The organism is Aquitalea palustris, assembly GCF_003693445.1.
Classification (GTDB): domain Bacteria; phylum Pseudomonadota; class Gammaproteobacteria; order Burkholderiales; family Chromobacteriaceae; genus Aquitalea; species Aquitalea palustris.
The window spans coordinates 132,880-146,586 of sequence record NZ_RFAR01000043.1; the positions used below are offsets into that span (position 1 = coordinate 132,880).

The 13,707-nt window shown below is 58.1% G+C and carries 13 protein-coding genes; 2 read left to right on the top strand and 11 right to left on the bottom strand.

The window, feature by feature from the left end:
- Positions 1-111 precede the first annotated feature (111 nt).
- Together EAY64_RS11120 and EAY64_RS11125 are read left to right on the top strand one after the other, a co-directional pair.
- Entirely contained in the window at positions 112-1,239 is a 1,128-nt protein-coding gene (locus EAY64_RS11120; RefSeq protein ID WP_147456210.1) for a YjgN family protein, read from the top strand.
- Positions 1,236-2,231 carry a M48 family metallopeptidase gene (locus EAY64_RS11125; RefSeq protein ID WP_103524825.1) on the top strand — a complete coding sequence of 332 codons (996 nt, stop codon included), beginning with the start codon at positions 1,236-1,238 and terminating at the stop codon, positions 2,229-2,231. Before EAY64_RS11120 ends, EAY64_RS11125 begins: the two co-directional genes overlap by 4 nt.
- Positions 2,232-2,259: 28 nt before the next feature.
- Here EAY64_RS11125 and EAY64_RS11130 read toward each other — a convergent pair whose 3' ends face one another.
- The 11 genes from EAY64_RS11130 to EAY64_RS11180 form a co-directional block, all read right to left on the bottom strand.
- Positions 2,260-3,057 (bottom strand): YoaK family protein, encoded by a 798-nt coding sequence (locus EAY64_RS11130; RefSeq protein WP_103524826.1) that lies wholly within the window; start codon positions 3,055-3,057, stop codon positions 2,260-2,262.
- Positions 3,058-3,171: 114 nt separating this feature from the next.
- Positions 3,172-4,041 carry an SPOR domain-containing protein gene (locus tag EAY64_RS11135; protein WP_103524827.1) on the bottom strand — a complete coding sequence of 290 codons (870 nt, stop codon included), beginning with the start codon at positions 4,039-4,041 and terminating at the stop codon, positions 3,172-3,174.
- Positions 4,038-4,754 carry a type III pantothenate kinase gene (locus tag EAY64_RS11140; protein WP_103524828.1) on the bottom strand — a complete coding sequence of 239 codons (717 nt, stop codon included), beginning with the start codon at positions 4,752-4,754 and terminating at the stop codon, positions 4,038-4,040. Before EAY64_RS11140 ends, EAY64_RS11135 begins: the two co-directional genes overlap by 4 nt.
- The gene (locus EAY64_RS11145; RefSeq protein WP_103524829.1) at positions 4,751-5,719 is read right to left on the bottom strand and encodes a biotin--[acetyl-CoA-carboxylase] ligase; all 969 of its coding nucleotides are present in this window, start codon (positions 5,717-5,719) and stop codon (positions 4,751-4,753) included. Before EAY64_RS11145 ends, EAY64_RS11140 begins: the two co-directional genes overlap by 4 nt.
- Complete coding sequence (gene rfaE2, locus EAY64_RS11150; RefSeq protein ID WP_103524830.1) at positions 5,716-6,216, bottom strand: D-glycero-beta-D-manno-heptose 1-phosphate adenylyltransferase; 501 nt, start codon at positions 6,214-6,216, stop codon at positions 5,716-5,718. Before rfaE2 ends, EAY64_RS11145 begins: the two co-directional genes overlap by 4 nt.
- A gap of 103 nt (positions 6,217-6,319) precedes the next feature.
- On the bottom strand, positions 6,320-6,730 hold the full coding sequence (locus EAY64_RS11155; RefSeq protein ID WP_103524848.1) for a type IV pilin protein: 411 nt from the start codon (positions 6,728-6,730) through the stop codon (positions 6,320-6,322).
- Between the two features lie 8 nt (positions 6,731-6,738).
- Positions 6,739-10,845, bottom strand: coding sequence for a pilus assembly protein (locus EAY64_RS11160; RefSeq protein ID WP_103524831.1), 4,107 nt, complete (start codon positions 10,843-10,845; stop codon positions 6,739-6,741).
- A 12-nt stretch (positions 10,846-10,857) separates the two neighbouring features.
- Positions 10,858-11,409, bottom strand: a complete 552-nt coding sequence (locus tag EAY64_RS11165; protein WP_103524832.1) for a pilus assembly PilX family protein — start codon at positions 11,407-11,409, stop codon at positions 10,858-10,860.
- A complete protein-coding gene (locus EAY64_RS11170; RefSeq protein WP_103524833.1) occupies positions 11,409-12,473 on the bottom strand; it encodes a PilW family protein in 1,065 nt (354 codons plus the stop codon). The genes EAY64_RS11165 and EAY64_RS11170 overlap by 1 nt, the downstream gene beginning before the upstream one ends.
- Positions 12,470-12,961: a type IV pilus modification protein PilV gene (gene pilV / locus EAY64_RS11175; RefSeq protein ID WP_103524834.1), complete on the bottom strand. Its 492-nt coding sequence runs from the start codon at positions 12,959-12,961 to the stop codon at positions 12,470-12,472. The genes EAY64_RS11170 and pilV overlap by 4 nt, the downstream gene beginning before the upstream one ends.
- On the bottom strand, positions 12,958-13,533 hold the full coding sequence (locus tag EAY64_RS11180; RefSeq protein WP_103524835.1) for a GspH/FimT family pseudopilin: 576 nt from the start codon (positions 13,531-13,533) through the stop codon (positions 12,958-12,960). The genes pilV and EAY64_RS11180 overlap by 4 nt, the downstream gene beginning before the upstream one ends.
- Positions 13,534-13,707 lie beyond the last annotated feature (174 nt).

A 13,707-nucleotide genomic window follows, 5' to 3' on the forward strand; every position in this document is an offset into this window, starting at 1 on the left:
TGCCGCGCCCCTTGGCGCGGAACCGGCAGTGTGCCGCGAGCCGTGCTGCAGTTCAAGTCCGCCGCCGCGCTGGCGCGACAAAACATCCACAGATGCCACAAAGGGGCCATCATGACTTCCTCGTCGCAAGACTACACGCTGGCCATGGAGCCGGTGCGCATCGGCCAGCCGGCCCCACAGCCCGCGCCGCAAGATGACGGCCTGAGCTTCAGCTTCAGCGGCAGCGGTGCGGCTTACTTCCGCATCTGGATCGTCAACCTGCTGCTGTCCATCCTCACCCTGGGCATCTATTCGGCCTGGGGCAAGGTGCGCAGCCATCGCTACCTGTACGGCCACAGCCGCTTTGCCGGTGCCGGTTTCGGCTATCACGGCAAGCCACTGGCCATCCTCAAGGGCCGGGCACTGATTTTCCTGGTGCTACTGCTGCTGGCGGTGACACAGAAATACTCACCGGGGCTGCATGCCCTGCTCTATCTGCTGCTGTTGCCGGCCCTGCCCTGGGTGGTGGTGATGGCCATGCGTTTTCGCCTGCGCAACACCAGCTGGCGCCAGATGCGCTTCAACTTCCGCGCCAGTACCATGGATGCGGTCGGCCCCTTCATCTTGGGGCTGATCATTACCGTACTGACGCTGGGCATCGGCTATCCCTATGCCCGCCACATGCAGCAACGCTTTCTGGTCAACAACGCCTGGTTTGGCAATGCCCGCTTTGAAATGCTCAAATGCGCCGGCGACTATTACCGGGTCTATTTCCGCGCCAGTGTGCTGGGTTTGCTGATGATGCTGTTGTTCGGTTTTATCGGCGGCCTGTATTCCTCCATCATCGGCCAGCTGTTTCACCAGCGGCTCAGTGTCTTCGCACTGCTGGCACTGGGTATTCTGGCCTACCTGATGCTGTTGCTGATGTGGATGTCCATCGGCCAGGTGGTGCGCGACGGGCTGGCCAATGTGATGTGGAACCACGTCCTGCTGGAAAGCAATGGCCGGCTGCACCGCTTTGAAAGCAGCATGACGCTGCGCGGCCTGATGAACCTGCATGCCAGCAATGCCCTGCTCACCATGCTGACACTGGGACTGTATTACCCCTTTGCCAAATTGCGCGCACTGCGCTACAGATTAGAGCATCTGAAGATGTTTCCCGATGACGACCTTGATGCCATCCGTGCCCGGCCCCAGTCCTCGCGCAGCGCGCTGGGCGATGCCGCCGCCGACGGCTTTGAACTGGATCTGGGCCTATGAGTCTGCCGGGCAGTTATATGGATGGCCGCAGCCCCGCCAGCCGGCCGGTGATGCTGCAGCGTGATGCCCACCATCTGGTATTTACCGATGGCGTGCACACTCACCGCTATCTGGCACGCGAGGTGGAATTCGAAGCCGGCCTGCCCGGCCTGCCCGACAAGCTGCAACTGCCCGATGGTGGCGTGATCGAAGTGGCCAGCGAATACCGCTGCCGCCACCTGAGCGGCGGCCTGCCGCTGGGTGTGCGCCTGCTGGAGTGGCTGCACAGCGGCTGGCAGGTGCTGGCCGTACTGGCGCTGCTCACCATCATCGCCGTCTGGTGCGGCTATCGCTACGGCCTGCCCTGGCTGGCCGATGAAGCGGCGCGGCGCACCCCCATCGCCATCGAAGAACAAATGGCTGCGCCCACCATCAGCCTGCTGGAAAAAACCAATAGCATCCGCCCTTCCCAGCTGTCACAGGCACGGCAAAATGCCTTGCAGGCGCTGCTGCTGCAGGCCGTCCCCAAGGACAGCCGCTATCACTATCAATTGCGGGTGGTGGATTCACGCGACATCGGTGCCAATGCCTTTGCCCTGCCCGCCGGCCAGGTCATCCTGACCGACCAGTTGGTCAAGGTAGCCAAAAACGATGAAGAGATCTATGCCGTACTGGCGCATGAGGTAGGTCATGTGGAGGGACGGCACGGGCTGCGCGGGCTGATCCAGTATGGCGGCCTGTCGCTGGCGGTAACACTGTTCACTGGCGATACCACACCGGTGCTGGCGGTGGCACCCATCATGCTGGCCGACATGAAATACTCGCGCGATTTCGAACGTGATGCCGACCGCTACGCCTTCCGCGCCCTGGCAGCCCGTGGCAGCTCTCCCTGCGTACTTGGCCAGTTCCTCACCCGGCTGGGCGGAGCAGATGGCGCGGCCACCTCCTTGCTGGCCAGCCACCCCGGCAGCGAGGAACGCAGCCACCCCGATGGCCAGCAATGCCCGGCCTGACAGGCCGCTTACACCATGTGGCAGGCAGCTAGTCCTGCTGGCCCGCGCCCTGCTCCTGATGCTGCGACCACCAGCGCCAGCGCAGGCGCATGTCGTACCACACCGGCCGCAGACCAAGTGCGAACAGCAGCAGCGCCAGCGGCAGGGTAAAGGCATAACCCAGGTGCTTGAAACCCAGCGCTCCCACCACACCGCCCAGGAAAAAAGCTGACAGAATCATGCCGTACACCCACAAGCGGCTGCGATTGGACTTGATGTCCTTGATCTTGGGGCTGTGCAGGTGGTTGTAATAACTCATCTTGGCCAGCTCGATGCCGATATCGGTGGCAATGCCGGTCATGTGGGTGGAGCGCAGCAGGCCGCCGGACAGCTTAGTGACGATGGTGTTGTGCATGCCCATGATGAAGCACAGCAACATCACGGTGGGCGGGGTAAACAAGCCCTTGTGACTGGCCAGCCCGGCGCCTAACAGGCCAAACAGCAACAGCAGGCCGGCTTCTTCCATCATCGACACCCCGTAGCCGCCACGCAGGCGCTGGCGCCTGGCCCACAAGATCAGCCAGGTGGAGTGCATGGCCCCGCCAATGAAGCACAGCAGCATGATCAGCATGGACAGCGACAGGCGAATTTCCCCCAGCGCCAGATCATCGGCCATGCCGGAAACAATGCCGGAAACATGCGAGGTATAGCGATGTACCGCCAGAAAACCACCGGCATTGAGCGCACCGGCGATAAAAGCCATGGAGCCGCCTAGCTGGCGCAGCACGCGGTCATTGAAAGCGCCGCGATCCAGCAGGCGGGTGATATTGCTTGAACGTCGGGACATAGCAGACCATGAAAAAACGGCAAGGCGGGACATCCCCGCATTGCCGTTCATCATCCATCTTCAGGTGGGCCACTGACAAGCGCAGGGCCGGTTTCATTTGCTGCAACGCAATAATCAACGACAGGATTGCAGCGGGATCCCCGGCGTCAGCCGTTTTTGCAGCGCCTGCAGACGTTCGGCCTGTGCTGGCTCCAGCGCCTTGAAGCCAAGCACCGTGGCCGCGCCCTTCTGCCCCTTCTGTTCGGTCATGGCCTTGTCGAAACCGGCGGCTTTCAATTTGGCCAGCATGGCCTTGGCCGCGCCCTCCTGCCCGAACAGACCGAGCGACACACTGCCCTTGAACGGGTCGTTATGCACGATGTAGTTGTCAAAGCCCTTATCCTTCAGCTCGGCAGACAGGGTCTGGGTTTCGGCCTGGGTAGCCAGTGGCGGGTGATAAACCCAGAACTTGCCGGTGCCCTTGACCTCGCCTTTGGCGGTTTCCGTCATTTGCTCGGCCTTCAGCTTGAGGCTGGGCAGCCCCCCCTTGACCCGCGCCAGCAACTTGGCATCCAGCGTGCCCCAGTCATAGCAGGCCAGCGCCTTGGCCGGCTCTGGCTTGGCGGCTTCTGCTTTCGGCTTGTCGGCTGGCTTGTCCGCCGGTTTTGTTTCTACCGCCTTTTTCACCACGGCCTTGGCTTCCGGTTTGGAGGCTTCCACTTTCGCCTTGGCTGCTTCCGGTTTGCTGCTGGCCGGCTGCGAAGCCGCCTTGCCCAAATCGCCGGGCTGCAGGGTCTCGGTTTGCGGCATGGAGGCCACCAGCTTGAGCGGGGCGCTGGCATCGGCGGCCGGCGCAGAAGCGGGCTGCCAGTCGGGCGGCAGCAACTTGACCTGCTCCGGGCTGATTTCCTGGGCGTGCACGTCTGCCGGTGGCCGTTGCTTGAACGAGCCATAGCCGGCTACCGCCAGATTGAGCACCACAATCAGTACCAGAAACCACTTCATGATTCGCACGCCACTCTCAAGAGTCCCATCAGCACCAGATTATCCACGATACGCGGCGGCACGGCGAGTTGCGCGGCAATGACCGCGGCATCGCCGCCAGTCAGCAAGACTTGCGGCAGGCCACGACCGGTATGTGCGGCCAGCTGCCGGCTCATGCGCTCGATGGCCCCGCACTGCGCCGCCAGCACACCGCTGGCCAGCGCATCGGCCGTACCCTGCGGAAAGGCTTGCACCTGTCCTGCCATGCGGTCGAGCTGGGCCGTGCCCTGCGCCAGACTGCGCAGCATCAGCTGTTGTCCGGGCAGTATCATGCCGCCCAGATAATCGCCCTCGGCGGTCAGCGCTTCCACGGTCAGCGCCGTACCGGCACAGGCCACCACCACATCGTCCGGGCACAGACTGCGCGCCGCCAGTACCGCCAGCCAGCGGTCGGCCCCTTGCTCCGCCGGATTGCGGTAGTGATTGCGCACATCGGCAAAAGCGGCGGCGGCACGCACCCACAGCACAGCACAGGGTGCAGCTTGCACGATGGCCTCGGCCACTTCGGGGCGGGCCACGCTGGCAGCATGGACGGTGCGAATCGGCCAGCCAGCCCATTGCGCGGCCAAGCCGGCAATGGCGTCATGCGCGACGGCACCTTGCGCCAGCCAGCTGCTGCCATCATGCACGCCCCATTTCAGCCTGCTGTTACCGGCATCCAGCAGCAGTTTCATGTGCGGCTCCGCAGGCTGACTTCACCGGCATGGAAAATGCGCAAGCTGCCGTCTGCGGTTTCCACTTGCAAGGCACCATTTTCTGCCACCCCACGGGCAATGCCATCCACCGGCTCGCCATGGGAAAAACTCAGCCGTACCGGAGCGTTTTCATGGCTGGAGCAACGCATCCAGTCATCACGGAACGCAGCAAACCCTTCGCGATTGAAGGTATCCAGCACCGTGGCCAGTTCGCTGAGCAGCGCAGCCAGTAACTGGTTGCGCCCCAGACGGATGCCGGCCTCGGCCAGCGAAGCCACCGGCTGGTCTACTTCACCGGGGCTATCCAGATTCAAACCGATACCGATCACCACCGCCGCCGGCCCCAGTGCATCACCGGATAGCTCGATCAGGATGCCGGCCAGCTTGCGGCCATTAAGCAGCACATCATTCGGCCATTTGAGCTGTACCGGCACCGCCTGCTGATGCAGAGCGCGCGCCAGCGCCAGCCCCACAGCCAGTGACAGGCCGGCCAGCTCGGCCAGGCCGCGATCAAAACGCCACAGCAGGGAAAAGGTCAGGCCAGCGCCCAGCCGGGTCTGCCAGCGGCGGCCCAGGCGACCGCGCCCGGCCGTCTGCATCTCGGCCGCCAGCACCAGGCCGTGCAGGCCACCACTGGCGGCACGCGCCATCAGCTGGCTATTGGTGGAGTCGGTCCGTTCGGCCACCGCCAGGGTGAATGTTTCCGCCGCCGGGGTGGTCAACGCCTCGCGCACACGCGCCACATCCAGCCATTCGAACGCCTCGGCCAGCTTGTAGCCCTGGCCGCGCACGCTGAACACAGTCAGGCCGAACTCCTCTTCGATGGCATGCACCGCCTGCCAGATCAGCGTGCGCGAACAGCCCAGCTCGCGCGCGATATCGGCACCGGAATGGAAGCGGCCATCGCTGAGCTGACGCAGTACGGCAAAAGCATGTTCGCTCACTGCTGATCCTCGGCGGCGCGGATCTTGTTAATGGTTTGCGTGGTCGAGGTAGCAAACAGGAAGGGGATGGAATGCACTTCGCCACCACGGGCCAGGGTTTCGGCACTGCCGACGATCTTGTCTACCGTCCAGTCACCGCCCTTGACCAGCACATCCGGCTGCACCAGTTCAATCAGATCCGCCGGGGTGTCACTGTCAAACCAGGTCACCAGGCTGACGCTTTCCAGCGCGGCCAGCACGGCGGCACGGTTCAGCTCGCTATTGATCGGGCGATCATCGCCCTTGCCCTGGCGCTTGACCGAGGCGTCAGTATTCAGTCCCAGCACCAGGCTGGCACCCAAGGCGCGTGCTTGCGCCAGGTAGGTGACATGACCGCGATGCAGGATGTCGAAACAGCCATTGGTGAACACGATGGGTCGCGGCAAAGCCGCCAGCCGCGCCGCCAGAGCCTCGGGCGCGCAGATCTTGTCTTCGAATGCGGGAGTGGGGTAGGACATGGCAGAGCCTGTTAGGAGCGTGACTGGCCGACATTATACGGTAGTCACGCCCCCAGGCTGCACACCGGCCAAGAAACAAATGCAATCGGAAATGGCGGCCTGCTTACTTCCAGCAATCGGCCGTAGAATAGGTGCCGCTGGAGCCCTTGTTACCCAGCGAGTCCAGCGTCAGCGTGCCGCATTGGGAGTCCGGTGACTGGGCATTGGCCGGCACTGCATTTACCTGGAAACCGGCCGGAGCCGTACCGCTGGCCACGGTGATGTTGTACAGGATGGAGCTACCGGTTGCGCCCAGCGGGCTGACCTGAGTGACACCGATATTGTACTGGTTGTTCATGGTGTAGTAGCGCTCCTGCTCCTGTGCCACCTGCAGCATGACTGTTTCGGCCTCATCACGGTGCCCCCGCATCACGTAATTGCGATAGGAGGGCAAGGCAATCGCCGCCAGGATGCCGACGATGGCCACCGTAATCATCAGTTCGATCAAGGTAAAACCTGTTTCTTTTCTAAGCATGATCTGTATCACCAGGATTGAATAATTTCACGCCAGGATAACCGGCCATAGCTACTCGTGTAATTGGCCATTGCCGTGCAGGTAATCGCCCCGGAGGAACTGGTCGAACACCGGTAGGTAGTGCCACCCAAAGTAATAATCATCGAGCCTCCAAGAGAAATGCCATTATTGACCATGGCATTGGCAACCTGGTCGGCGCTATTCATTGATCCATTACCCGACGTGTCATAAATAGCCGATACTGTTCCCGTGCCTGTCGCGTAGTTGAGACCAAAATCAGCGGTTGAGCCACCACTACCACACACACTATTACTGGACGGCATGGCCACACTAAAGAATGCCAGCGTATTTTCATAGATATACGGAGTAGCTACCTCTCTGCCACTGGTAAAGCCGGTTGCCGCCAAGGGCAAAAACCAACCATTGCAACCATATGGCAGATAACTGGCTGCACCAGAGCAACTACTATTGGTGTTCGTTGCATCATTGACAATGGAATAATAGGATGAAGTAACACCATTGCTGGTGGTTGTGGTTACCAGTGAACCCACCTTTTGCGCCAGCAGGCTGGCCGTCAAGGTATTCTTTGCCGATAGCAAGCCATCATCGCGGATGCCATACAGAGTCTGAGTATTGGTCTGATTCAAATCATTACCCGACAGATATTGACCGGTGCCAAACAAGATCAGATACCCGCGCAGAGGGTCTTTGGTAACATAGGTTCCGGTGGTAATCGGCTGTACCGTGCTCGCGGTACACTGGGTCAGCAGAGTGGTCGGGCTACTGACAGTATACGAACTACACGCTGTAAATAGTGGTGCAGTCGGGGCAGCCCAGGTTTTAGGGTCGGTGGCCGACAAGTTGAATTTCCACAGATTACCATTCAGATCACCAGCATAGGCGGCCTGCACGGCACCATTACTAATAATAATACCCGGAGCTGACAAACCATTGGGAGAGGTATTGAGCAGCGTAGGCGTAGGCAGATCAATGCGGAAATAATTGGTGCCTTTTGTCCAGCTGGTGCCAGACTGCTTGTCCAGATAAAGTACAAACAATGATGCGGTAGTGCCACTGCTCTGATTGAAGCCATTACCAAAAATCACGACTGGCCGACCATTACTCAGTTTGGTAATGACTGGATTACCAATGGTATAACCGAGCTTGGCATCATCCTTGGCTGAAAATTCCCACAGCACATTGCTGCTGCTCATATTATCCACATGAGTCACGTCCAGCGCATAAACACTGGTCCCACCCGCTCCGGTCGTGCCCACCACCACAGAACGTGCTTCCGGATTGCTCAGTAAGGACCCGGTGCTGCCATAGAGAAAACAAACATCCTTGTAAACCGGGCTACCATCATTGAAGAATTGATGTGAATATGTGGTGGAAGCCAGGTTGGGCAAATTGGGGAAAATGCTGGCCGGCAAATAAGCAACCAGCTCCTGACCCACCGTGGACGATGTACTGGATGCATTAAAGATATGAGTAAAACCATCATTAGCCGACACCGCCACCGCCGCAGGCCGGGCAAAAATACTGGTCCGGTCAGAAGTCGGATTCGACAGGTTTGCATCAAAAGTACAACCAGCCGGATCCGCCTTGGGGGTCGGAATGTAAACTGGCGTGGAATGCACCACATCTCCCATCCGATAATTGCGTGCCCGGAATTGGGGCGAAGCGGTCGTGCTCTCTTGTGTTTTGTCACCGCGCAAATAATCTACCCGATAACTGCCATAACTACTGGCATTCAATCCTGAATATTGAAAGCTTGCCGTACCGGTGGGCACATCATTTTTCGTGCTCAACCCGGAGAACCAACTGGTATTGAATGTAGCCCCCGCCATGGTTGTGTAGTCATAGGTGATGACATTGCGGGAGGAAACCCCGCTGTTTAACTGGGTCTCCAGCTTCAGCTTGGCTTGCCAGGCAGGGGTATAAACTGGAGTCTGGGTACCCGCAGAATTGGTCACAACAGAAACAGTATTGGCGATCAGATCACCACTCCAGTCTGTTGAATTAAATGCCGGCTGGAAAACATAACTTCCCGAAGTATATACCCGACTTCCCGCTGATGAAGTCAAGGCGGACTGCGAAGCATTGGCAGAGCCGGAAACCGAGCTCAGTGCATTGGTCAGCGCCGTAATCATGGCTGCCGGGTTATTCGCCGGGGCATAGTTGGTTGGTGTGCCGGTATAGCCAGTTGCCGGGCTGGGGAAAACAGAAATGGAAGTAGAACCCGTAGTACTGGTGCTGCTACTGGCTGCAGATGCCCACTCACTCGCCAGATCTGGCCAGCCATTGGCATTCGAATCGGTAAAACCACCATATTTGGCTGCCATGAAGAAAGCGTTACAAACCTTAGTGCTCCAACTGCCGCAATTCCCTACACCTTTGTACCCGCCACTTTCGACCACATCGATCATGAAAGAACTAACGGAGGCCGTTTTGGTATCGCCCGATTTGGTCCGGATATTATTGGTATTGGCCCACCATGCCAGGCCAGCAATATAGGGAGGAGAGTTGGTTGAACCGGTATTGACCGTCTGATACTGCGGGCTGCTCATCCCCTCATCCTGGCCAAGATTATTGGTCCAGGTCGAGACATTGAATGCCGTATCGTCAGTCGGTGCTACTGCTCCTGACCAGGATGAACCAGGCAGGTCAATATCATTATGGGTATTGCTATCGCCAATATAGATAATGAAATTTTTCTGGCAGGAATTAAGGATGGGATCATCCCAGTCGGTAATGGCCGGAAAACCACCCTGCCAGGCGGTATTGCTGCTCAGCGTATTGGTAAAAGTGGAGTAATTCCCATAGTTGCGGTAATAACGCAGAGCTGCGTAATACAGATGGGCTGCCGGGTCATAGGCCTTGTAACCGACGTTGCTGGTAATGGTATCGCCAAATTTGTTCAGATAATTGACCACACCACTATTGGAAACTGCCAGGGTACTACCATAGGTCGTCGTGGTATCTGCTGAAGAAATGATATGGGATGCCGCATCATTGGCATCCGGATTCACTACAAACGTACCATCACTATTCCACTCGGCCCCCAGGGTATAGGTGCTGCCAGAACTACCGGTTACCGACTGGGAAATACCTGGATATTTCAGGCGCGCGCGCAAGGCACCACCGTCCTGAGTGTACTGGGTATTCACCAGATAGCTGGCCGCGCCAAAGCGCATCTTGCTGCCATTGGTCTGAATCAGGCCTTCCGGTTTGTAATTACTGCCATATTGCTTGCAGGTATAGGGTGTGGTGCTGCCCGTTTCCACCATGCCACTGACACACACTTTCACAATGGCATTGTCCACTTCATAAGGCGAACTGGGCTGGGTGCTGCCCGAGGACCGGTATATGGATACACTCCATGGATGTGAAGAGGTGGACGAACTATCGTAACCCGGACCATTGCTGAACCATAGATATTTATAGGTAGTACTGTATGGCGTGATCTTGGCCATATAATTAGTACCACTCACGGTCAAACCGGATACGGTTTTACCGGTCAGGTTATAACCCTGGTTTTGTCCAGGAACAACCGCCGCACGGCGCAGATAGGTCGCGCTTGTCGTATCACCTGCCGAATAATCGCTGGTCAGTGTCGATGCCGTGGTATTACCAGATGACCAGCCTCCGGTCCCCAGTGCTCGGTTGCCGCCGGTCAGTGTGGCGCGGAAGACATCAATCGCCGACATGGTGGCCCAGTTCAGCAAATTGCCACTCCACGCCGTACCATCACAGGTATAGATCTGGTAACTACCTACCGTAGTCAATGTTGCACTGCTATAGGGTTTGAAGTATCCCGTTGTTCCTGAGCCGGTATATTGATAGCACTTGGCATAATCAAAATACCCCAGAAACGGAGTATTCCCCACGCCGGAGACATCCAGGTCCGCCACACTGCCGATGGAGGTTTTGGTATTGAATGCCGAACCGGCAGTCGGAAACTCGACCGACAGCGCAAACATCACATTCGGGCCATAAGAAGAGCCAATACCTGCCAATGGCAAAGAGCCGATCGACACTGCCGAGGCAGCAAACACCAAGGGAGCCCACAACAAAAATAACAGCAAGCCGGAAATCGATACCCTTGTTTTCATTTGTGTCTCCACTTACTGCGCAGGACGGTAAATGGACTCCATCACCGTCACGATATTGCTGTTAAATCCAAAGCCCCAGCTGGTAATGCGGTAAATATAGCCCTCGGTACTCAGGTTACTCCCTGCTGCCTGATCCGGAATCGCCTCTATCGCATAACGGGGAGCCTGTAAACTATAGCTACCCAGGTTGCCGCCATTCCATGCCGTGCTGGGTACGGTCGCCACGGTGGTCGGTGAGGTAGCAATGGCCGCCGATGCCAGTAAGACACTCATCGGCCCACTGGCGTAGTTGGAACACAAGCCGGTAGATGCTGAATTGGGGCAGCTGTTGAAGCCGAGGTTACTGGTGATGACCCCACTGGCAATCTGCCCCTCGGCATAACGCAGCGCCGCCTCGGCTGCCTCACGCGCCATCAGACCATCACGCCCGGCACGCGCCAGGCGCTCCTCCTGCCTGGACGAATAAAAAGCCGTCAGGCCAATCAGCATCATGGCCACCAGCAGTACCAGCGCGATCACCAGCGCAGCACCCTGTTGTCGTAGAAATATGGTTGATGGCCGCATCACGGCATCCTGTTGCGCAAGACAAAGGTTGAGTCGTACAGTCGGCGCGCCCAGCAGGGGTTGCTGGTGCTGCACGCCACCGAGCTTGCCGCCAGTGGCTTGACCCAGGAATTGTCGGTTGTGGAGACAGTCGCCCCATAACTGTTTCCGAACATATTGAAGTTCGAACCACCATAGGATTCAGCCCGCACCTGGTTGTATACCGGATCCTGCCGTGCCAGTAGCACGACACGCACGGCATACACCTTGTTCATGCTGATCGTAGAACTGGGCGGTGCATAGTAATCGGGCATCCCGTCACTGGCACTGTCCACGCCCAGCAACACACCGATGCGTTCAATGTTCTCCGCCACCACACCGGAAGAAACCAGGCTGCTGGTCAGCGAACTGGACAATGCATTGCCGTTGATGTCGGTCCAGCTCACCTTGCACATCAGCTGGGGCCGGATGACTTGCGGGCTGCTACCGGTGCCGACACCCTGCACTTGAATGTAGAAGGTATTGCTCACAATCACATTGCTGGCCGCCGGAGAGGGGTTGCCCAGGCAATCAGGCATGGCCGTATAAGAAGTGGATTGCGGCCCGCTGATATAACTGATGGTCAGGGTGTCGCTATACTGCCCCATCGCACTCAAACTGGCGGTACTGCCATTGCTCAAGGTGAAACTGCTGGAGCCGCTGGCGATGGCAACGGCAGGTGAAGCCGCCAGGCTTATTTGGGAATATGCATCGGAGCCGGCACTGCCAGCCGAGGCAGTGGCATTGATATGGTTGCAGGGAATCACCCAGTTGCCACTGGCATCGGTGGCACTGTACGACGCCTCATCGCAATATCCCGATTGTTTCAGCAGGCGACCGATGACTGCCAGGCCGATGCGGCCGTTATCGGTCATCAGCGCATTGCCGGATTGCGCGGTCAGCGTCTGCTGGTTGGCAATGAAAATATTGCTCACCGCCAGAATGATGAAAAAGGAAATGGTGACTGACACCATCAGCTCCAGCATGGTAAAGCCTGCACTGGAACGACGAGCACACAGCCCCGATCGCGCTGGATTGTTCATCATGGTCTCACCAATACCGACATCGATGCCGTGGCCGTCTGCGAGGCGACACTGGTTGCCCGCTCCTGCCAGCTCACGGTCACCTGATAACCGAACACCACGCTGCCACTGGACACCTTGCTCACGGACACTGTCGAGCTGGACAAGCCGCTGCTGGCAGCAATCGCCTGGATCTCGCTCAGATCGAAAGCAGCACGGTTAGCCGGCGTGGTAGAGGGACAATTAGTGGTAGCCGCATAGCAATTGCCGCTGTAGCTGCCCGATGCACTGGAATAGTCGGCATTCGGATTGGCACGCATGCGATCTGCCATTTGCTCCGCCACCAGCGCAGCCTGCTGACGGCCACTACTCAGGCTGGAATAGCGCAGATTGTTCAACTGCAAGGCCGCCACGCCAAGCAAGCCGATGGCCACAATCACCAGCACAACCAGGACTTCAATCATGGTCACCCCGGCTTCACTTCTGGGGAAAATACCTGTGCGTGGTGTCATGGGCAGGTCCCCAGGCTCAATTGCTGCGGGCGACCGTTGGACAGAATATTCACCTGTTGTGCCATGGTGGAGCTCTTCCCAGTGACATCACAGATGGCGATTTTGGTCGTGGTAGTCGCCGCAGAGCCACCCGAACCAGTGGCCTGCAGCTTCATCTGCCCGCCAGGCAAATACTGAAAAGCCGTTGTTGCACTCGGCGTGATCGTGACATACAGGGAAGACGGAATTGAGCCATGCATGACCAGCACACCGGATGCAGTCGGGCTACCCGTACGCTGAAAATCAACAAACGACACCCAGCCGGAACTCCAGCTACTTGCATCACAGCTGGCTACACCGCCACTGGCGGTACCGGTAGAAGCACACACCACCACAGGCACACCCATGCGCATGGCGTTGCTGCGTGCATTCAGCAAGGTCATATTGATATCAGTGGCTGCCTGCTTGATGCGGTTTTCCGTCACAAACTGCGACATGGATGGCACCGCAATTGCCAGCAAGATGGCAAATACAGCCATCACCACCACAACCTCAATCAGGGTAAAACCACGCTTTTGGCAAGAGGCAGCCATGGCGGATCTCTGAAATTTCACACTGACATCTTATATGTTCAGTAAATTGTTGAGAGAAATTTCTGATTAGCGATAAGTTTTTGCTGACGAATGGCGGGCTGGCTGGCACCTTACGGAGGCATCGCGCCCAGCAGGCCCAATGCAAAAAGCCCAGCTCGATTGAGCTGGGCTTCT

Excerpts from the sequence above, each read along its gene's own strand:
- EAY64_RS11120 (WP_147456210.1), top strand. The coding sequence starts at position 112 with ATGACTTCCTCGTCGCAAGACTACACGCTGGCCATGGAGCCGGTGCGC.
- EAY64_RS11125 (WP_103524825.1), top strand. The coding sequence starts at position 1,236 with ATGAGTCTGCCGGGCAGTTATATGGATGGCCGCAGCCCCGCCAGCCGG.
- EAY64_RS11130 (WP_103524826.1), bottom strand. The coding sequence starts at position 3,057 with ATGTCCCGACGTTCAAGCAATATCACCCGCCTGCTGGATCGCGGCGCT.
- EAY64_RS11135 (WP_103524827.1), bottom strand. The coding sequence starts at position 4,041 with ATGAAGTGGTTTCTGGTACTGATTGTGGTGCTCAATCTGGCGGTAGCC.
- EAY64_RS11140 (WP_103524828.1), bottom strand. The coding sequence starts at position 4,754 with ATGAAACTGCTGCTGGATGCCGGTAACAGCAGGCTGAAATGGGGCGTG.
- rfaE2 (WP_103524830.1), bottom strand. The coding sequence starts at position 6,216 with ATGTCCTACCCCACTCCCGCATTCGAAGACAAGATCTGCGCGCCCGAG.
- EAY64_RS11155 (WP_103524848.1), bottom strand. The coding sequence starts at position 6,730 with ATGCTTAGAAAAGAAACAGGTTTTACCTTGATCGAACTGATGATTACG.
- EAY64_RS11160 (WP_103524831.1), bottom strand. The coding sequence starts at position 10,845 with ATGAAAACAAGGGTATCGATTTCCGGCTTGCTGTTATTTTTGTTGTGG.
- EAY64_RS11165 (WP_103524832.1), bottom strand. The coding sequence starts at position 11,409 with ATGCGGCCATCAACCATATTTCTACGACAACAGGGTGCTGCGCTGGTG.
- EAY64_RS11170 (WP_103524833.1), bottom strand. The coding sequence starts at position 12,473 with ATGATGAACAATCCAGCGCGATCGGGGCTGTGTGCTCGTCGTTCCAGT.
- pilV (WP_103524834.1), bottom strand. The coding sequence starts at position 12,961 with ATGACACCACGCACAGGTATTTTCCCCAGAAGTGAAGCCGGGGTGACC.
- EAY64_RS11180 (WP_103524835.1), bottom strand. The coding sequence starts at position 13,533 with ATGGCTGCCTCTTGCCAAAAGCGTGGTTTTACCCTGATTGAGGTTGTG.